General features: G+C 61.3%; 20 protein-coding genes. 14 read left to right on the forward strand and 6 right to left on the reverse strand.

Annotation, left to right across the window (positions count from 1 at the left end; genetic code table 11):
- Positions 1-9: 9 nt before the first annotated feature.
- Positions 10-1962 carry a 4Fe-4S binding protein gene (locus tag SJY36_RS14255; protein WP_386175992.1) on the reverse strand — a complete coding sequence of 651 codons (1953 nt, stop codon included), beginning with the start codon at positions 1960-1962 and terminating at the stop codon, positions 10-12.
- A 365-nt stretch (positions 1963-2327) separates the two neighbouring features.
- On the opposite strand from SJY36_RS14255, the gene SJY36_RS14260 reads away from it, so the two are divergent.
- From SJY36_RS14260 to SJY36_RS14315, 12 genes are all read left to right on the forward strand, one after another.
- A complete protein-coding gene (locus SJY36_RS14260; protein WP_132997911.1) occupies positions 2328-2864 on the forward strand; it encodes a DUF3305 domain-containing protein in 537 nt (178 codons plus the stop codon).
- On the forward strand, positions 2861-3478 hold the full coding sequence (locus SJY36_RS14265; protein WP_386175995.1) for a DUF3306 domain-containing protein: 618 nt from the start codon (positions 2861-2863) through the stop codon (positions 3476-3478). The genes SJY36_RS14260 and SJY36_RS14265 overlap by 4 nt, the downstream gene beginning before the upstream one ends.
- Entirely contained in the window at positions 3475-4083 is a 609-nt protein-coding gene (locus tag SJY36_RS14270; protein ID WP_386175998.1) for a molecular chaperone, read from the forward strand. Before SJY36_RS14265 ends, SJY36_RS14270 begins: the two co-directional genes overlap by 4 nt.
- 55 nt (positions 4084-4138) lie before the next feature.
- Complete coding sequence (locus tag SJY36_RS14275) at positions 4139-4327, forward strand: twin-arginine translocation signal domain-containing protein (RefSeq protein ID WP_005850294.1); 189 nt, start codon at positions 4139-4141, stop codon at positions 4325-4327.
- A 101-nt stretch (positions 4328-4428) separates the two neighbouring features.
- The gene (locus SJY36_RS14280) at positions 4429-7407 is read left to right on the forward strand and encodes a formate dehydrogenase subunit alpha (protein WP_005850296.1); all 2979 of its coding nucleotides are present in this window, start codon (positions 4429-4431) and stop codon (positions 7405-7407) included.
- Positions 7408-7420: 13 nt separating this feature from the next.
- Entirely contained in the window at positions 7421-8014 is a 594-nt protein-coding gene (fdh3B, locus tag SJY36_RS14285; protein WP_005850298.1) for a formate dehydrogenase FDH3 subunit beta, read from the forward strand.
- An 86-nt stretch (positions 8015-8100) separates the two neighbouring features.
- Positions 8101-9303 (forward strand): formate dehydrogenase subunit gamma, encoded by a 1203-nt coding sequence (locus SJY36_RS14290; protein ID WP_386176002.1) that lies wholly within the window; start codon positions 8101-8103, stop codon positions 9301-9303.
- Positions 9304-9360: 57 nt separating this feature from the next.
- Complete coding sequence (locus SJY36_RS14295) at positions 9361-9492, forward strand: hypothetical protein (RefSeq protein WP_005850301.1); 132 nt, start codon at positions 9361-9363, stop codon at positions 9490-9492.
- Positions 9493-9532: 40 nt separating this feature from the next.
- Positions 9533-10237, forward strand: coding sequence for an ABC transporter permease (locus tag SJY36_RS14300; protein ID WP_037942756.1), 705 nt, complete (start codon positions 9533-9535; stop codon positions 10235-10237).
- Positions 10231-10947, forward strand: a complete 717-nt coding sequence (locus SJY36_RS14305) for an energy-coupling factor ABC transporter ATP-binding protein (RefSeq protein WP_237277866.1) — start codon at positions 10231-10233, stop codon at positions 10945-10947. The genes SJY36_RS14300 and SJY36_RS14305 overlap by 7 nt, the downstream gene beginning before the upstream one ends.
- The gene (locus tag SJY36_RS14310) at positions 10944-11744 is read left to right on the forward strand and encodes a substrate-binding domain-containing protein (protein WP_386176007.1); all 801 of its coding nucleotides are present in this window, start codon (positions 10944-10946) and stop codon (positions 11742-11744) included. Before SJY36_RS14305 ends, SJY36_RS14310 begins: the two co-directional genes overlap by 4 nt.
- A gap of 44 nt (positions 11745-11788) precedes the next feature.
- On the forward strand, positions 11789-12505 hold the full coding sequence (locus SJY36_RS14315; protein ID WP_386176010.1) for a glycosyltransferase family 25 protein: 717 nt from the start codon (positions 11789-11791) through the stop codon (positions 12503-12505).
- 10 nt (positions 12506-12515) lie between these two features.
- On the opposite strand, the gene SJY36_RS14320 is transcribed toward SJY36_RS14315, so the two are convergent.
- Positions 12516-13169, reverse strand: coding sequence for a peroxiredoxin (locus SJY36_RS14320; RefSeq protein WP_037965330.1), 654 nt, complete (start codon positions 13167-13169; stop codon positions 12516-12518).
- Positions 13170-13334: 165 nt separating this feature from the next.
- Between SJY36_RS14320 and SJY36_RS14325 the strand changes: the two genes are divergently transcribed.
- Positions 13335-14774 carry an aldehyde dehydrogenase family protein gene (locus SJY36_RS14325; protein WP_005850313.1) on the forward strand — a complete coding sequence of 480 codons (1440 nt, stop codon included), beginning with the start codon at positions 13335-13337 and terminating at the stop codon, positions 14772-14774.
- Positions 14775-14849: 75 nt separating this feature from the next.
- Here SJY36_RS14325 and SJY36_RS14330 read toward each other — a convergent pair whose 3' ends face one another.
- Entirely contained in the window at positions 14850-15497 is a 648-nt protein-coding gene (locus SJY36_RS14330; protein WP_005850315.1) for an RluA family pseudouridine synthase, read from the reverse strand.
- 59 nt (positions 15498-15556) lie between these two features.
- Between SJY36_RS14330 and SJY36_RS14335 the strand changes: the two genes are divergently transcribed.
- A complete protein-coding gene (locus SJY36_RS14335) occupies positions 15557-15967 on the forward strand; it encodes a nuclear transport factor 2 family protein (RefSeq protein WP_386176012.1) in 411 nt (136 codons plus the stop codon).
- A 56-nt stretch (positions 15968-16023) separates the two neighbouring features.
- Here the strand turns inward: SJY36_RS14335 and rarD are convergent, their stop codons facing one another.
- The 3 genes from rarD to SJY36_RS14350 all read right to left on the reverse strand — a co-directional run bounded on the left by rarD (position 16024) and on the right by SJY36_RS14350 (position 18170).
- Complete coding sequence (gene rarD, locus SJY36_RS14340; protein ID WP_037942744.1) at positions 16024-16950, reverse strand: EamA family transporter RarD; 927 nt, start codon at positions 16948-16950, stop codon at positions 16024-16026.
- Between the two features lie 105 nt (positions 16951-17055).
- Positions 17056-17679, reverse strand: a complete 624-nt coding sequence (locus SJY36_RS14345) for a LysE family translocator (protein WP_009825491.1) — start codon at positions 17677-17679, stop codon at positions 17056-17058.
- A gap of 35 nt (positions 17680-17714) precedes the next feature.
- The gene (locus SJY36_RS14350) at positions 17715-18170 is read right to left on the reverse strand and encodes a GAF domain-containing protein (protein WP_386176017.1); all 456 of its coding nucleotides are present in this window, start codon (positions 18168-18170) and stop codon (positions 17715-17717) included.
- Between the last annotated feature and the right edge of the window lie 23 nt (positions 18171-18193).

An 18193-nucleotide genomic window follows, 5' to 3' on the forward strand; every position in this document is an offset into this window, starting at 1 on the left:
GCACAGCGCTTAGTGATCTTTGCGCTTGCTGAAATAGTCTTCGGATGTGCGCACACGCGGGCGTTCTTTGCCAGCCAACGGATTGTTCTGCGCGTGGTACTGCGCGTTGATCCGGCAGTTGTCGCACATCTGGATCATCTTCGCCGCCTCAGAGGAGGCGAACATCGCGTGTTTTCCTGCCAGCTTTTCGGTGATCTTCTCAACCGTGGATTTCACGCCGAAAAGCGACCCGCATTCGATACAGGCAAAGGGCTCTTCCTCGTGCAGCACCACTTGGGTGAAGGCCTGCGCGGTCAGGTTCAACTGCGGCTTTAGTGTAATCGCATTCTCGGGGCAGACGTTCGCACATAGCCCGCATTGCAGGCAGGCGTCTTCCTGAAAGCGCAGCTGGGGCAGATCGGGATTATCGCCAAGCGCCCCGGACGGGCAAAGCGACACACAGGACAGGCAGAGCGTGCAGGCATCGGTATCCACCAGCACTGCGCCATAGGGGGCGGCGTCGGGCAGATCGATCACCTTGGCCTCGGGCTGAAGGGTCTTGCCCGCAAGCCGTGCGACCTGACGGCGGCTGCCAAGGGGCAGCAGCGTGTCATGCGCGGGCTGCGCGGTTTCGGTGACCAGCGCGGTGTCCAGCGCATCGGGGTCGGCCACATCAACGAGGCGGATCGTATCGCTGCCGCTGATCGCGCGGGCAATCTCGGCCTGCACCTCGATCACGTCACGCTCTGTACGCGGCGACAGCAATACATCCACATGCACAAAGCCGCAGCCAAGTGCGGCGAGCATTTCTGCATGGCCAAACCCCGCCAGCGCATCCACGGCCAGCGGGATGACATCCACCGGCAAGCCCGCGCCAAAACGCGCGTAAAGGCGGATCATCTCGGCCCCGTGGTCGTCGTCATGCACCAGCAAGCGCGGCGCGGTGCCGCCCGCCTTGCGATAGGTCGATGCCAGCGTCGACAACCGGCGGAACAGGGTATCAACAGGCGGCGCATCATAGGTGATCGCCCCCGAGGGGCAAACCGCAGAACAGCTACCGCAACCCGCGCAGATCATCGGGTCAATCGCCACATGCTCCCCGGCCGAGGTGATCGCCCCCGTCGGGCAGAGGTCCAGACAGTTGGAACAGGCGGCCTGCCCGGCCCGCGAATGGGCGCAAAGACTTTCAGTCAGCCGCACGTAAAGCGGCTTTTCAAAGGTGCCGACCATCTGCATGGCCTCGCGCACGGCCTCTGCCACGGCGGGCTTGCTGCCCGGATCGGCCCGCAGATAGCCGTCGCGTTTGTGCGGCGCGGGAAACAGCGATGTATTCCCCGTCAAATCCAGAATGATATCGCATTGCGACTTGGCCCCGTCCCGCGGCGCGGTGAACGAAGGCGCGCCGCGCCCACCGGGGATCAACATCTGCAACTGGTCAAAGGTCAGGCTGAAATCGCCCAATGCGCCCGATGCCTTGCGCAGATCGCCTTTGACCACGTCAAAACGCGGATCAACCGCCCCGTCATAATCGCCCTGCCACAGCACCGTCACCGCAAGCGTATCGGCCACCATCTCTGCCACCTCAAGCGCGAGGGCGGGCGGGGCCATGATCAGACACGTGCCCTCAGACACGACATCCATCACCCGTGGTGCCGGTGCGGCAAGCTGCTGCTCCGCCATTAGGGCGGCCATCTTGGGCGTCGCGTCGCCCCGATCGTCGTGCCAGCCGGCGCGATCGCGAATATCGACGAACTGGGGCACCTCTGCGTTGATCTCGGCGGCCAGCTCTTCGAAGCGGGGGCGTTCCTGCTGGCACGCGATCACGGTATTGCCCGCGGCTATCGCCTCTGCCGCGGTGCCGATCTGGTCGGTGCACAGACAGCTATAGACCTTGGAGCACGGCAGACCCGTCGCCTTTGACAAGGCAGGCGCGTCAATATCCTGACTGCCCAGACAGTCGCACAGCAGAAAAGTCTTTTCCATAATCTCCTCGGGGACAGCACCGGATGGGATGGGTCAAGCGGCGGGGCACTGTCAGCGCTCGCACGCCAAGCTAGTGGTGTTCGCGACCCGCCGCAAACCCCTAATTGCCCCTGCGTCCCGCAAAAGGGCCGTTCGCACCCACGGCATGAATTACCCAACAAAAACAGTCGGAAAGACAGAAACCCCAGTCAAATATGGCAAATGCTGACGCACGGTAAATGCCGCACTGCAGCAATCACAAAACTGTGTGATTCAACCCTAGAATCCTCTTTGATACGCGTTATGATTACGTCAATATGAGGCCGGAAACGCCTGAAACATCATCGGAAACCAAATTGAACGCACCGCTTAAATCAGCGCAAACGATGCCCGTCGGGGTAGTCCTTCGCAAGTCACCCGGCGTGACGAAATGGGCGAAGGTCGTTTGGCGTGCGGTTTGTGTCCTGCCCGGTGCCGACCCCGCCGACTGGAAGCTGCTGCGTACCGAAGGCGAGGTGTCCGACTATCACGTGACCACTGTCCCGCTAACGCTGTACCGCTCCGATACCGAAGCCTATGTGCACGGGCTCGCCGCGAATGTGCCCTGTCTTTATGTCATCTGCCGCGAAACCCGCGACCCTGCCCGCCCGCTTGATGTCGTGATGGTCACCGCCTCTCCCTATGAGGCGCAGGATTACAGCGACAATGGCGAAGATATCGTCGAAAAGGTCATGATGACGCCGCAGGTCCATGCCTGGATCAGCGCCTATGTCGACACGCACCACGAAGAAGAAGCCTTTGTGAAGCGTCGGCGCGACAAATACCAAGAGCCGAAGCAAGACGGGATCGGCGACGCGCGCATCTCGCAGACAACCGATGTCTACCGCGCACCGCGCACGTCGCGTTCGGGGTCGTCACAATGACCCGTCACACATCCTTCTGGGATCGCCGCCGCGCTGCCGTCAAGGCAGAGGAAGCCGCCGCGCAGCAAGCCGCCGCAGAGCAGGCAGAGGCGCAGCATCAGGCCACGCTGGCGGAAAAATCCGACGCCGAACTGCTGGCCGAGTTCGATCTGCCCGATCCTGATACGATGAAAGCGGGCGATGATTTCTCGGCCTTTATGGCGCGTGCCATCCCCGAACACCTGCGCCGCCGTGCGCTGCGCAAACTGTGGGTGTCCGATCCGGCGCTGGCCTGTCTGGATGATCTGGTCGACTACGCTGACGACTATACCCAAGCCTCTGCCGTGACGAATTTCACCACCAGCTATGAGGTTGGCAAAGGGCTGCGCCGTCATATCGAAGATGTCGCGCGCAAGGCTGCGACCGCGCTCGACACCGCCACCGATGCGGCAGAAACACCTGTTGAAACAGAGCCGACACCGACCGTCGTTCCGGCAGAGGTCGACGCACCCGCCGTCGCCGTAGCCCAAGCGGATACCCCCGCAGAGCCCCCCGTCGCCGAAACAGCGATAGAAGAACCCGCAGCCCTGCCCCCGCGCCGCATGGCCTTTCGTTTTGAGGAGCAAAGCGCATGACCGCTGCCGCCCAAGCCACCCAAGTCTCTGCCGAAGATCGCCTGCGCGCTGATCTGTACAATTACCTTGGCGTGATGCTGGCCTGCCCTGCGGATCAGATGTTGCTGGACCAGACCGCCGGCCTGTCCGGCGATGACAGCCCGTTGGGCGAGGCGATAAACGGGCTTGCGCGCGTGGCCAAGGCCATGACCCCCAAGAAAGTGCAAACCGAATTCAACGCCCTGTTCATTGGTCTTGGTCGGGGCGAGCTGCTGCCCTATGCCAGCTATTACCTGACCGGCTTTCTGAACGAAAAGCCCCTCGCCGCCCTGCGCAGCGATATGGCCGCACAGCGCATCAGCCGCGCCGAAAACGTCTTTGAACCCGAAGACAACATCGCGTCCCTGATGGAGATGATGGGCGGTATGATTGTCGGGCGCTTTGGGGCTCCGGCCAGCGACGCCACGCAGCGGGCGTTTTTCAACAAACACATCGCCCCTTGGGCGGGTCACTTCTTTACCGACCTGCAAGGGGCCAAGAACTCCGTCCTATATGCCGGGGTTGCCGCAGTCGGCAGCGCCTTCATGGACATTGAACGCGAAGCATTTCGTATGACGGCGGGATAACCGCACCACATCAGGCGGGCTTCCCCCCGCATAACCAAGGAAAGGGGTACAACCCATGACCCAGGATACCAAAGGCACCAACCGCCGCAATTTCCTGAAACTGGCAGGGACAGCCGCACCGGCAGCCGCCGTTGCCGTGGCCAGCAGCGGCACCGCCGCCGAGGCGCAGCCAGTCGATCTGCAATCGGACAAGATGCAAGATACCGCGCACACCCGCGCCTATCTGGAAAGCACACGCTTCTAATTCAGTGATCAACAACCCGCGCGCCTAACCACCGCGGGAGGGAAACTCAGCCCCGGTCCGACCCACGCGGTCAGAGCACGCGGGCATCAAGGGAGACTATTATGCTTCGGAAAAAGACCAACGGGATGGCACGGCGGCCCCAGCGGGCGGGCATGCTATCCGACATCGCGGAAAAATCCGTTGACCGTCGCGCATTCCTGCGCGGATCCGGTCTGGCCATCGGCGGCCTTGCGGCGATCGCATCGACCGCGGGCTCTGTCACACAAGCGTCTGCTGCCACCGCCGTCAGCGGCGCGGTAGAGACGATCAAATCCGTCTGCACCCACTGTTCGGTTGGCTGTACCGTCATCGCCGAAGTGTCGAACGGCGTCTGGACGGGTCAGGAACCCGGCTGGGACAGCCCGTTCAACCTTGGCTCGCATTGCGCCAAAGGGGCGTCGGTACGCGAACACGCCCACGGTGAACGCCGCTTGAAATACCCGATGAAAAAAGAGGGTGGCCAGTGGGTTCGGATCAGCTGGGAACAGGCGATCAACGAGATCGGCGACAAGATGAACGTGATCCGCGAAGAAAGCGGCCCCGATTCCGTCTACTGGCTCGGCTCGGCCAAGCATAACAACGAACAGGCGTATCTGTTCCGCAAGTTCGCGGCCTATTGGGGCACCAATAACGTCGACCACCAGGCGCGTATCTGTCACTCCACCACCGTTGCGGGCGTTGCGAACACATGGGGCTACGGTGCCATGACCAACAGCTACAACGACATCCACAACAGCCAGGCGATCTTTGTCATCGGCGGCAACCCTGCCGAGGCGCACCCCGTATCGCTGCTGCACCTGCTGAAAGCGAAAGAGCAGAACAACGCGCCGATGATCGTGTGCGATCCACGCTTTACCCGTACGGCGGCCCATGCGGATGAATATGTCCGCTTCCGTCCCGGTTCGGACGTGGCGCTGGTCTGGGGTATCCTCTGGCACATCTTCGAGAACGGGTGGGAAGACAAGGAATTCATCCGCACCCGCGTTTGGGGCATGGACCAGATCCGTGACGAAGTCGCGAAGTGGACCCCCGAAGAAGTCGAACGCGTTACCGGCGCACCTGCGTCGCAGCTTGAACGCGTTGCGCGCACCCTGGCCAACAACCGTCCCGGCACCGTGATCTGGTGCATGGGCGGCACGCAGCACAGCAACGGCAACAACAACACCCGCGCGTACTGCATCCTGCAGCTGGCTCTTGGCAACATGGGTACCGCCGGCGGCGGCACCAACATTTTCCGCGGCCACGACAACGTGCAGGGTGCCACCGATCTGGGCGTTCTGGCCGATACGCTGCCGGGCTACTATGGTCTGTCCGCAGGGGCATGGGCCCACTGGGCGCGGGTTTGGGAAGAAGACCTTGAATGGTTGCAATCCCGCTTCTCCAAGGCGTCGTTCAACGACACCTCGATGATGAACCTCACCGGTATCCCCGTGAGCCGCTGGATTGACGGCGTGCTGGAAGACAAGGAAAACATCGACCAGCCGGACAACACCCGCGCGATGGTTCTGTGGGGCCACGCGCCCAACTCGCAGACTCGTCAAAAGGAAATGGTCACCGCGATGGAGAAACTCGACCTGATGGTCGTTGTCGATCCGTATCCAACGGTGTCCGCCGTGATGCAGGACCGCCAAGACGGGCTGTATCTGTTGCCCGCAACGACCCAGTTCGAAACCCGCGGCTCTGTCACCGCGTCCAACCGGTCGCTGCAGTGGCGTGATCAGGTCGTCGAGCCCCTGTTCGAATCCAAGCCCGACCACACGATTATCAAGCTGTTCGCGGACAAGTTCGGTTTCAGCGACCGTCTGTTCAAGAACATCGCGCTGGACGGGGACGAACCCAACATCGAGGACCTGACCCGCGAGTTCAACCGCGGCATGTGGACCATCGGTTACACCGCACAAAGCCCCGAGCGCATGAAGATGCACATGGCCAACCAGCACACCTTTGACCGCACCACGCTGCGCGCCAAAGGCGGACCGGCCGACGGGGACTTCTATGGTTTGCCTTGGCCCGCATGGGGCACCCCCGAGATGAACCACCCCGGCACAGCGAACCTGTACGATATGTCGCTGCCCGTTGCCGAAGGTGGCCTGACCTTCCGCGCCCGCTTCGGTGTGGAACGTGACGGGGACAACCTGCTGGCCGAAGGCGTCTACAGCGCCGGGTCCGAGATCAAGGACGGCTACCCCGAGTTCACCATGGCCATGCTGCGTGAGCTGGGCTGGGACAAAGATCTGACCGACGAAGAGATGGCCGTGATCAACTATGTTGCGGGCTATCCCGAAGGCCAACCGGCGAATGCAAAGCCGGACGAGGAAGTCGGTGAAACATCCCAGACCGGCGAGACCCCGTCGGACTATATCGCCGACACCGGTGGCGTGAACTGGAAAACCGACCTTTCGGGCGGCATCCAGCGCGTCGCAATCAAGCATGGCTGCGCCCCCTTCGGCAACGCCAAGGCCCGTGCCGTGGTCTGGACCTTCCCCGATCCGGTGCCAATCCACCGCGAACCGCTGTACACCAACCGTCGTGATCTGGTCGCCGACTACCCGACCTATGACGACAAGAAGTTCTGGCGCCTGCCCACCATGTATAAGTCCATTCAAGAGAATGACTTCTCCAAGGACTATCCGATCGTGCTGACCTCGGGTCGACTCGTCGAATACGAAGGGGGCGGCGACGAAACCCGATCCAACCCCTGGTTGGCCGAGCTTCAGCAGGACATGTTCATCGAGATCAACACCCGTGACGCCAACAATCTGGGCGTGCGTGACGGGGCCGATGTCTGGGTCGAAGGCCCCGAAGGCGGCAAGGTCAAGGTGATGGCGATGGTCACGGAACGTGTCGAAAGCGGCGTGGCGTTCATGCCATTCCACTTTGGCGGCCACATGGAAGGCGTTGATTTGCGGGACAGATACCCAGAGGGGGCAGACCCTTATGTCCTGGGTGAATCCACCAACACCGCACAAACATATGGCTATGACTCAGTAACTCAGATGCAAGAGACCAAAGCGACTCTCTGCAAAATCTGGACAGCGTAAGGAGACTATTAAGATGGCAAGAGCAAAGTTTCTCTGCGACGCCGAACGCTGCATCGAATGCAACGCCTGCGTCACGGCCTGTAAGAACGAGCACGAAGTACCGTGGGGCATCAACCGCCGTAAGGTCGTCACCATTCAGGACGGCCAACCCGGCGAACGGTCGATCTCGGTTGCGTGTATGCATTGTTCCGATGCGCCCTGTATGGCGGTCTGCCCTGTAGACTGCTTCTACCAGACCGACGACGGCATCGTTCTGCACTCAAAAGACCTGTGCATCGGCTGCGGTTACTGCTTTTACGCCTGCCCCTTCGGCGCGCCGCAGTACCCACAGGCGGGCAACTTCGGGTCGCGCGGCAAAATGGACAAATGTACCTTCTGCGCCGGTGGCCCCGAGGAAAACCACTCCGAAGCGGAATTCCAGAAGTACGGCCGCAACCGGATCGCCGAAGGCAAGCTGCCGATCTGCGCCGAGATGTGTTCGACCAAAGCGCTGCTGGCCGGTGACGGCGATGTCGTCTCGGGCATCTACCGCGAACGCGTTGTCGCACGCGGCTTTGGCTCGGGCGCCTGGGGCTGGGGCACGGCATACGAGCAAAAGGGCGGCTAATCCCCCTTTCGCATATTCATGCTTTCCTTGGCCCGCTGGCACCTGCTGCTGGCGGGCCAACTATCTTTATCCTGTCGGAGGTCCCGATGACATTGCTGCGCGTTCTGCTGCCTCTCATATTTCTTGTGTCCTTTGCCGGTCTTTCCGCCGCGCAAGACAGCTCGGGCGATGCCTCGGTCCTGCAACCGGGCCAACAGTCGCTTGAAGACATCATGGCCCGCCAACGCGGCGAGGACGTGCCCTTTGGGGCCGAGCTTCCCTTACCGCTAGAGGGCAACCCGCCCCCCGCCGAATCTCACCTTGGACCGCTTGGTAGCGCATCCGATGCGGACCTGTGGCGCGAGATCCGGGCCGACGCCCTGCCCGACGCGCGCGCCAGCAACCGCGGACCTGCGGCCAAGGTTCTCATGCAGGACGGCGGCATGTGGTGGCTGAACTTCCGACACGGCCCGCTGCTGACCTATGGCAGCCTGCTGTTGGGAGTCACCGTCGTGCTGATGGCGATTTTCTATCTGATCCGCGGACGTATCCGTATCGAACACGGGCGCGCGGGTATCACCATCGAACGGTTCAAATTCATCGAACGCTTCGGCCACTGGCTGATCGCAAGCTCTTTCATCCTGCTGGCCATCACCGGTCTGCTATCGCTTGCGGGGCGTAAACTGCTGATCCCGCTGTTCGGGCACGAGGCGTTTTCGACCTTCGCCATCGCGGGCAAGTGGATCCACAACAACGTGTCATGGGCCTTTATGCTGGGGCTGGTGATGGTGTTCGTCATGTGGATCGTCCACAATCTACCGGATCGCACAGACATCAACTGGATCCTCAAGGGCGGCGGGATCTTCGGCAAGGGTCACCCCCCCGCCAAGAAGTTCAATGCAGGTCAAAAGCTGATCTTCTGGGCCGTCATCATTCTGGGCACCTCGATCTCTGTCTCGGGTATTTCGCTGCTCTTCCCCTTCGAACTGACGATGTTCGAGCCCACGCTGGCGCTGTTGAATGACATGGGCGTGCCGCAACTGTTGGGGCTTGGCACAATAGACGCCACGCTGACCCCGCAAGAGGAAATGCAATACGCCCAGCTGTGGCACGCCGTTATCAGCTTTGTCCTGATGGCTGTGATCATCGCGCATATCTATATCGGGACACTCGGCATGGAAGGCGCGTTCGAGGCGATGGGGTCGGGCGATGTCGATCTTGAATGGGCCCGCGAGCACCACAGCATCTGGGCCGACGAAGTTGTCGCGAAGCAGGGTAAACCTGCCTCTGGCACGCAGCCGGCAGAGTGATATGATGCACCCAACGCCCCCCACCCAACGTGCCAATGCGCATCAACGAGGTACGGAATGAAAGCTTTTATCACTGCCATCGTCGCCTTGGTCATTCTTGCTGCGGGCATGAACTTTGCGTTGGACAACGCAGGGTTCTCCGCGGCCGAGCAGACCTCGTCTGATCGCAATGTCCGGCTGGGCGACTAAGACCGCATCCTATGCATAGCAAACTCCGACGGCCCGCCCGATGAATGATATCTGGGCGGGCCTTTCTTCTGCGTTCTGGCTGGTTGTCACCGGCGATCCCGACCTGATCGAGATTACGCTCAGGTCGTTGCAGGTCAGCCTGACGGCGCTGGTCATTGCCTCGACCATCGCGCTGCCCTTCGGCACATGGCTCGCCATCCGCCGTTTCCGCTTCCGCCGTACCGCGATTGCGGTGCTGAACTCCCTCATGGGATTGCCGCCCGTCGTGGTGGGGTTGATCGTCTATCTGCTGCTGTCGCGCGCCGGTCCCTTCGGGGTGCTGGGGCTGCTGTTCACGCCGACGGCGATGATCATTGCGCAGGTGATCATTATCACGCCGCTCATCGCCTCTATCACCCATCAGGCGATGCGTGATCTTTGGGCTGAATACCACGATCTGCTGATCTCGCTGAACACCACCCCGACGCGGCGCATCCTGACGTTGATCTCGGACGGGCGGCGGGCCTTGTTGACGGCGGCGCTGGCAGGCTTTGGCCGCGCCATCGGGGAGGTCGGCGCGATCATGATCGTGGGCGGCAACATCGACCACGCCACCCGCGTGCTGACCACCGCCATCGCGCTGGAAACCGGAAAGGGTGATTTCGCACTGGCGCTTGGTCTGGGCTTTGTGCTGATCGCGCTTGCGCTGAGTGTGAACCTGATCATCCACGCCCTGTCGCGCACAGAAAGAGAGGGCAGATGGTGACCCCCCTGCTGCCCGCCCATATGCGCGACGTCAGCGTGACCCGCCGCGGCAAGCGATTACTGGGCCCCGTGGACCTGACCCTTGGCAAAACCGGCTTCACGATCCTGCTGGGGCCCAATGGTGCGGGCAAGACGACATTCCTCAAGGCGCTGCACGGGCTTGAACGGCTGTCGACGGGCGCGGTCACATGGGCCGTTCCGGATGACCTTGCGCGGATGCGACAGGCCTATGTCTTCCAAAGCCCAGTGATGCTGCGCCGGTCGGTGCGCGCCAATCTGGGCTATCCGCTGGCGATACTAGGCCAGCCCAAGGCGCAGGTGAACAAAGCGGTAGAGGCATGGGCGGCTCGTATCGGCCTGACGCCCGCGCTGGATCGCCCCGCGACGGGGTTGTCCGGCGGCGAGAAACAAAAGCTCGCCCTCGCCCGCGCCTTGATCCGCACCCCCGAGATGCTGCTGCTGGATGAGCCCTGCGCCAATCTGGATGGCCGCTCCGTCAAGGATATCGAGGCACTGTTGCAGTCCGCCCATCAGTCAGGGACGCGCATCGTGATGGCGACCCATGATCTGGGTCAGGCGCGGCGCCTTGCAACTGAAATATTGTTTCTGTTTAAAGGTCGCATTCACGAGGCTGGCCCGGCGCCCGATGCGTTTGACGCCCCGCAGACCCCGGAATTCAAATCGTTCCTGAATGGAGATATTTTGATATGAAATCCTTGATTACCGCTCTTGTTCTCGCACTTGGCACCACGGCTGCGCAGGCGGAAACCATGAAAATGGCTGTCACCACGTCCTTCAACAACTCTGGTCTGTCCGACGTTCTGCTGCCCGCCATCAAAGAAGATCTGGACCTTGACGTGCAACTGCTGATCGTCGGCACCGGTCAAGCCTTGCGCTTGGGCGAAGCAGGCGACGTCGATGCCATTCTGGTGCACTCCAAGAAAGCCGAAGAGGCCTTTGTCGCCGACGGCTATGGCACCCACCGCCGCGAGATCATGTATAATGATTTCGTCCTGATCGGCCCAAATGACGACCCCGCCGCAATCGCAGAGGCAGAGGCAGCCAAAGACGCGCTTGCCAAGATCGAAGCGGCCGAGGTGCCTTTCGTGAGCCGTGGCGACGACAGCGGCACCCACAAAAAAGAACTCTCGCTTTGGGCCGGTGCTGATCTGGACCCCGCGACATTCGGTGAATGGTACAAAGCTGTCGGCGCGGGCATGGGCGCGAGCCTCAACACCGCTGCAGGGATGGGAGCCTATATCATGTCCGACCGCGCAAGCTGGCTGAACTTTGACAACAAGGCCGATCTGGCAATCCTCTTTGCAGGCGATCCGGTGCTGTTCAACCAATATGCCTATATTCCGGTGAACCCCGAGAAACACGCGCATGTGAACAAAGACGCCGCGGCCCAGTTGGAAGACTGGCTGGTCGGCGACCGCGCCAAAGACCTGATCGACAGCTATACGATCAACGGCGAAAAGCTGTTCACCTTTAACGCCGAGCAGTGATTTTAAACGGTTTGAGAACGTCACCAAGCGCGGTATCAAACCGTATGAAATCATTGATCATCCATATGTCCACCAGCACCGCGCGGCACGCCAATGTCGCGCGGTTGCTGCAGGATCTGCCCGATGCGCAGGTCGTCGAAGCTGTAAATGGCCGCGACCCTACGCAGGTCGCAGATGTGCGCACCCACTCTGGCAACCTGCACAGCCCGTCCTATCCATTCGCCCTGACACCGGCCGAGATCGGCGTGTTTCAAAGCCATCGCAAATGCTGGCAGATGATCGTCGATCAGGGCTGGGATTACGCGATGATTGTCGAGGATGACCTCGCCGTGTCGCGGCCAGAGCTGGACCGCGCGTTGCAGCTTATCCACCAGAATATGACGCCCGATATGTACCTGCGCCTGCCGCCCAAAATGCGAGAGCTGCCCGCAGATATCGTGGCGCGTGACGGCGATATGGCGTTGATCCTGCCCAAGCGGATCGGCTTGCAGTGTTGCTGTCAGGTGGTGGGGCGTGACGCCGCGCAGCGCTTGCTTGACGGATCGACCCAGATTGACCGCCCTGTCGATACATGGCTGCAGATGCATTGGGTGACGGGGCAAAAGCTCCACGCCCTGCTTCCCAACGGGCTAAGTGAAATCGCCAATCAGATCGGCGGGTCAACCATCCAGCAAAAAACCCGCACCAGCGGCAAGCTGATGCGGGAATTAAAGCGGGCGTGGTATCGCACGCTGGTTAAATTGCGACCTCAGAGAGCCTGAGATCCGGCCCTTAGCTGGGCGCTTTGGTCGTGCGCAGGTAGGGCAGGATCTTGTTGAAGTCGCCGAACTTCGCCTTGGCGTCGTCATCCGACAGGGTTGCGGGGATGATCACGTCGTCGCCGACATTCCAGTTCGCCGGTGTCGCCACGCCCTTTCCGGTCGAGGTTTGCAGCCCGTCCAGCGCGCGCAAGACCTCGGCAAAGTTGCGGCCCACGGTCATCGGGTAGGTCATCGACAGCTTCAGCTGCTTGTCCGGCCCGATGATGAACACCGCGCGGACTGTGGCGCTGTCGTTGGGGGTGCGGCCATCGGGCAGATAAGCGTCGGCGGGCAGCATGTCGAAGGCTTTGGCAACGGTCAGGTCGTTATCCGCGATGATCGGAAAGCCCGCTTTGGCACCGGCGAAGGTCTCGATATCGCCTTTCCATTTCTTGTGCTCTTCAACACCGTCCACGGAAATGCCCATCACCTTGGTGCCGCGCTTTTCCCATTCGTCGGCAAGCTGTGCGACCGCCCCGAATTCGGTGGTGCAGACCGGCGTGAAATCCTTTGGGTGCGAAAAAAGGATCGCCCAGCTGTCGCCCACCCAGTCGTGCAGGCTGATCGTGCCCTGATCGGTTTCGACAGTCAGATCGGGGATGGTATCGTTGATGCGCAAGGACATAATATTCTCCGGCTTCATGGTTTCGGTTTGTCGTTCTCCACTTATGTAAGACGTTGCGCTGCCGGTTTCACCCCCTCACTTGCGGGTCCCCAGATGTGGTGACATGGTACGCGCAACAGGCTGGGGGAAACGTCCCCGGCACCGCATGACAAAAGGAGTTTTCCCATGCTGGAGAAGCGCGAGTTTTACATCAACGGTGAATGGGTATCCCCCGCCAAGCCGAATGACTATCACGTGATCGACCCCACCACAGAGGAGCCCTGCGCGGTCATCTCGCTTGGGGATCAGGCGGATACCGATGCCGCGGTTGCCGCCGCCAAGGCCGCCCTGCCCGGCTGGATGGCGACGCCTCCGGCGGAACGCATAGCCTTGCTGGAAAAGCTGCTAGAGGTTTATCAGGCCCGCGCCGAGGATCTGGCCAAAGCGATGAGCACGGCCATGGGTGCGCCGATGGATCTGGCCCGCACATCGCAGGTTGGTGCCGGCTCTTATCACCTGAGCAACTTCATCAAGGCCGCGAAAGAGTTCAAATTCGAACAGCCGCTTGGCGATCACGCCCCGAATGACCGGATCATCCGCGAAGCCGTGGGCGTTGCCGGTCTGATCACGCCGTGGAACTGGCCGATGAACCAGATCACGCTCAAGGTCGGCGCAGCGATCGTGTCGGGCTGCACGATGGTGCTGAAACCGTCCGAGGAAAGCCCGCTGGACGCGATGATCTTTGCCGAACTGATTGACGAGGCAGGCTTCCCCAAAGGGGTGTTCAACCTTGTGAACGGCGATGGCGTCGGTGTCGGCAGCCAGATGTCGTCGCATAAAGACATCGACATGATCAGCTTCACCGGCTCCACCCGCGCGGGCACGCTGATCTCGAAAGCGGCGGCGGATACGCTGAAAAAGGTCCACCTTGAACTGGGTGGCAAAGGCGCGAACATCATCTTCAACGATGCGGATGACAAGGCTGTCAAACGCGGCGTGCTGCACATGATGAACAACACCGGTCAGTCGTGTAACGCCCCCAGCCGTATGCTGGTGCAGTCGGATGTCTATGACAAAGCCGTTGAAGAAGCAGGCGCTGTGGCGTCGCAGGTTACCGTTGGTCCTGCCTCCGAAGATGGGCGTCATATCGGCCCCGTGGTCAATGAATCGCAGTTCAACAAGATTCAGGACCTGATCCAGAAGGGTATCGACGAGGGCGCGCGTTTGGTTGCGGGCGGCACCGGACGTCCCGACGGCTTGAACCGCGGCTTCTTTGTCAAACCCACTGTCTTTGCAGACGTGACCCCCGACATGACCATCGCGCGCGAGGAAATCTTTGGGCCGGTTCTGTCGATCATGAAGTTCGACAGCGAAGAGCAAGCGGTCCAGATCGCCAATGACACGGTTTACGGCCTGACGAACTATGTCCAGTCGCAAGATGGCGAGCGTCGCAACCGTCTGGCGCGTCAACTGCGGTCGGGCATGGTCGAGATGAACGGCCAAAGCCGCGCCGCAGGGTCGCCCTTTGGCGGCATGAAGCAGTCGGGCAATGGCCGCGAGGGTGGCATGTACGGGATCGAGGACTTTACCGAGATCAAGGCCGTCTCGGGTTGGGCCGCTGAATAAGCTGTCCTTCGGACACGCTGTAAAAAACCAAGGCCACCCTGCGGGGTGGCCTTTCTCGTCTGCGCCCTATGGCCTTTAGAACGGTGCCTTGGCGCGGATCTTGGTCGAATGTCCGCCCTGAGGATGGTTGAACCGCAGCTCCTCTGAATGGAGCATCAGGCGCGGATACGCCAACGCGGGCCCCGTGGCGTAAAACGGATCGCCCAGAATTGGATGGCCGAGGCTCAGCATATGCACCCGCAGCTGATGGCTGCGCCCTGTCTTGGGGCTAAGGCGCACCCGTGCGGTGTCGCCTTCGTCTTTCAGCACACGCCAGTCGGTTTGTGCGGGTTTACCCGTTTCATGGCAGACCATCTGGCGCGGGCGGTTCGGCCAATCCACGATCAGCGGCAGATCGATGGTGCCGGTCTTTTCCTGCGGTACCCCCCAGACCCGCGCGACATAGGTCTTGCGCGTCATCCGCTTTTCAAACTGCAATCCCAGATGGCGCTGCGCATGGGGCGTCAGCGCAAAGATCATCACGCCCGAGGTGTCCCGATCCAGTCGGTGCACCAGCAGCGCGTCCGGAAATGCATCCTGCACCCGCGCGATGAGACAATCGGCCAGATGCGGCCCCTTGCCCGGCACCGACAGCAAGCCCGCGGGCTTGTCGACCAGCAAAACTTCGGCGTCTTCATGCAGGACAACCAGCGGATCTTGGGGCGGATTATATTCTGTTTCCATAAGTGTCCGTCTCAGAGTTAGGGTAGGTTTTCAAGCCAATCTGTACCAAAGGACCCGGAATGCATCCTACTATTACCAAGATGATTGATGTTGTCGCCAAGGGGGATTCGGAAAAGATCGCCCCGCTGCTGGCGGAAGACATCACCTTCATGCCGCCGACATATTACAAGACCTGGACCGGCCGCGCCCCTGTGGCAGCGGTCCTGGGGCACGTCGGCAATGTCTTTAGCGAGTTCAAATACCGCCGCATCATGGGGGAAGGGACAGATTGGGCGCTAGAGTTCCAGTGCAAAATCGGGGATCTGGATGCCGTTGGCGTCGATCTGATCACCTTGGGTGACGACGGTCTGATCGCCAAATTCGAGGTGGTGATGCGCCCCTATAAATCCATCGGTGCCCTACGTGAGGCGATGAACGCACGGGTGATGAAGGATCCCAGCTTCCTCGCATTCAAGGACGCGCTGTCCTGAGCGAATGATATAATGATCGAGGGGCGCGACATGTCTGCGCCCCTCCTCCCCCCTTGTCACGCCGGTTTGTGCCGCATCTGCCGGAACAGCGAGATCGAATAGATCACCAGCGCACCCCAGATCAGCGGAAAGGCAATCATGCGCGCGCGCCCAAAGGGTTCGTCAAAGACCAGCACAGCGCAAAGGAAGATCATCGTCGGCGCGATATACTGCAAGATACCGATGGTCGACAGCCGCAGCCGCTTGGCTCCGTTGGCATAAAAGATCAGCGGCACCGCCGTGACCACGCCGCAGCCCACCAGCATCCACGTATTGAACGGCACGCCCTGACCAAAGTGGTTTTGCCCCGTCATGATCAGGTAAACCAGATAGGCCAGCGCAGGGGCCAGCAGGATCAGGACCTCAAGCAGGAAACCCTGGTTCGGCCCGATCGGCAGCCGCTTTTTCGCCAGCGCATACAGGCCGAAGGTGAATGTCAGGCTCAGCGCGACCCAAGGGAAGCGACCGGAATCGAGCGTCAGGATCGCGACGGCGACGGCTGCCAGCCCGATTGCCGCAAGCTGAAGTCTCGACAGACGCTCCCCCAGCAGCAGCGCCCCCAGCAGGATGCTGAACAACGGGTTGATGTAATAGCCCAAGGCCGCGTCCAGCGCATGACCCGAATTCACCGCCCAGATATAGATGCCCCAGTTGACCGAGATCAGCGTCGCCGTGACACAGCCCATCGCCAAGGTGCGCGGCGACCGGAACGCCTCGCGCAGGGTGGCGGTGCGCCCCAGAAGGATCAGCACCAATGCGCCCACGGGCACTGACCAGATGACCCGATGCACGACAATCTCTGCCGCGGGAATATGGGCGATGGCCTTCATGTACAGCGGCAGAAACCCCCAAAGACCATAGGCCCCGATCGCAAAGGCAAGCCCTTGGGGCGTGTCCTCGGGCGGGGCGGGCTGGGTGTTGGATAGGGTATCTGGGTTGCGCATATCGTGTCTCCTTGGGGTCTGCTTACGCCCGCAGGACCGCAGGGGCCAGAGGGAAAGACTGACCCAAGGGCACTTGCCCCACAGGCGCGCAAGATCAGCCCTTGATCACCCCTTAGGCATCGGCGTATGCGCGCTGCCCAACAGCACCCCGTAGATGATAAAGCTAACGGCCATCACGCGGCGGAACCAGACGTTGAACACCGCCCCCAAGGCAGCCCGCCCCAGCCCCGCCCCAAGCGCTGTAAACCCGGTATAGCTGGCCGCGGTCAGGGTCAGCGCCGTCGGCACGATCACGATCATCTGGTCCCAGATCGGGACATCCGGCTGCACGAACTGGCTGAAGGCCGCGAGATATCCGGCGACCGATTTGGGGTTGATCGTCGCAATCGCAAAGGCACGCCAATAGACCGACGCGGCGGGGCGATCCTCCATCACCACGGGCTTGCCCGCCATGACCAGCCCGCGCACGCCCAGATAGATCAGAAACCCTGCCCCGATCATCTTGGCCACAAAGAACCCCGTGGCCGAGGCCGTCAGCAGCGCCGTCACGCCAATCGCTGACAGCGCCAGAAACAGCGAGGCCTGCGTCAGGATCGCCAGCACCCCGACCATCGCCCGCGCGAAGCCCAGGTTCATCCCGTTGCTGATACAGTTCACCGCGTTCGGCCCCGGCGTGGTGACAAACACCACCCAGAACAGGGCAAACACGAGCCAAGCGTCAAAGCTCATGACATTTCCTTTGATCGACGGGCAGGATCACCGGCCTAGACGTTTGCGAAAACAGATTTCAGAATTGCGGCGAGTTCATCGGCGTCGGCCTGGTCAAACGCGGCGGGCTGGTTACTGTCGATATCAAAGACACCCAGCAGCTCTCCGGTGCCGTTCCAGACAGGCAGGACCAGTTCAGACCGCGTGGAGGACGCGCAAGCGATGTGGCCCGGAAAGGCATCCACATCCGCAACCAGCTGCGTTTCGCCCGTGCGCGCGGCAGCACCGCAAACGCCACGCGCGAAGGGGATCACCAGACAGCCATGCCCGCCCTGATAGGGCCCGATCTTAAGCAGCTCTGGCGCGGTCACACGGTAGAACCCCGTCCAGTCAAAGCGGTCGTCGGCGTGGTGCACCTCGCAGGCGACGGTGGCCATCAGCGCGACGCTGTCGGTTTCGCCGTCCGTCAAGGCGTGGAGGGTTTTGGAGAGGGTAGGATAGTCAACGCGCATAAAAGTGCCTTTTGTTACTGTCG

Source organism: Sulfitobacter sp. R86518 (assembly GCF_042466275.1).
GTDB lineage: Bacteria > Pseudomonadota > Alphaproteobacteria > Rhodobacterales > Rhodobacteraceae > Sulfitobacter > Sulfitobacter pontiacus.

Excerpts from the sequence above, each read along its gene's own strand:
- SJY36_RS14255 (WP_386175992.1), bottom strand. The coding sequence starts at position 1,962 with ATGGAAAAGACTTTTCTGCTGTGCGACTGTCTGGGCAGTCAGGATATT.
- SJY36_RS14260 (WP_132997911.1), top strand. The coding sequence starts at position 2,328 with ATGCCCGTCGGGGTAGTCCTTCGCAAGTCACCCGGCGTGACGAAATGG.
- SJY36_RS14350 (WP_386176017.1), bottom strand. The coding sequence starts at position 18,170 with ATGCGCGTTGACTATCCTACCCTCTCCAAAACCCTCCACGCCTTGACG.
- fdh3B (WP_005850298.1), top strand. The coding sequence starts at position 7,421 with ATGGCAAGAGCAAAGTTTCTCTGCGACGCCGAACGCTGCATCGAATGC.
- SJY36_RS14290 (WP_386176002.1), top strand. The coding sequence starts at position 8,101 with ATGACATTGCTGCGCGTTCTGCTGCCTCTCATATTTCTTGTGTCCTTT.
- SJY36_RS14310 (WP_386176007.1), top strand. The coding sequence starts at position 10,944 with ATGAAATCCTTGATTACCGCTCTTGTTCTCGCACTTGGCACCACGGCT.
- SJY36_RS14295 (WP_005850301.1), top strand. The coding sequence starts at position 9,361 with ATGAAAGCTTTTATCACTGCCATCGTCGCCTTGGTCATTCTTGCTGCG.
- SJY36_RS14270 (WP_386175998.1), top strand. The coding sequence starts at position 3,475 with ATGACCGCTGCCGCCCAAGCCACCCAAGTCTCTGCCGAAGATCGCCTG.
- SJY36_RS14315 (WP_386176010.1), top strand. The coding sequence starts at position 11,789 with ATGAAATCATTGATCATCCATATGTCCACCAGCACCGCGCGGCACGCC.
- SJY36_RS14335 (WP_386176012.1), top strand. The coding sequence starts at position 15,557 with ATGCATCCTACTATTACCAAGATGATTGATGTTGTCGCCAAGGGGGAT.
- SJY36_RS14320 (WP_037965330.1), bottom strand. The coding sequence starts at position 13,169 with ATGTCCTTGCGCATCAACGATACCATCCCCGATCTGACTGTCGAAACC.
- SJY36_RS14275 (WP_005850294.1), top strand. The coding sequence starts at position 4,139 with ATGACCCAGGATACCAAAGGCACCAACCGCCGCAATTTCCTGAAACTG.
- SJY36_RS14325 (WP_005850313.1), top strand. The coding sequence starts at position 13,335 with ATGCTGGAGAAGCGCGAGTTTTACATCAACGGTGAATGGGTATCCCCC.
- SJY36_RS14265 (WP_386175995.1), top strand. The coding sequence starts at position 2,861 with ATGACCCGTCACACATCCTTCTGGGATCGCCGCCGCGCTGCCGTCAAG.
- rarD (WP_037942744.1), bottom strand. The coding sequence starts at position 16,950 with ATGCGCAACCCAGATACCCTATCCAACACCCAGCCCGCCCCGCCCGAG.
- SJY36_RS14305 (WP_237277866.1), top strand. The coding sequence starts at position 10,231 with ATGGTGACCCCCCTGCTGCCCGCCCATATGCGCGACGTCAGCGTGACC.
- SJY36_RS14300 (WP_037942756.1), top strand. The coding sequence starts at position 9,533 with ATGAATGATATCTGGGCGGGCCTTTCTTCTGCGTTCTGGCTGGTTGTC.
- SJY36_RS14280 (WP_005850296.1), top strand. The coding sequence starts at position 4,429 with ATGCTTCGGAAAAAGACCAACGGGATGGCACGGCGGCCCCAGCGGGCG.
- SJY36_RS14330 (WP_005850315.1), bottom strand. The coding sequence starts at position 15,497 with ATGGAAACAGAATATAATCCGCCCCAAGATCCGCTGGTTGTCCTGCAT.
- SJY36_RS14345 (WP_009825491.1), bottom strand. The coding sequence starts at position 17,679 with ATGAGCTTTGACGCTTGGCTCGTGTTTGCCCTGTTCTGGGTGGTGTTT.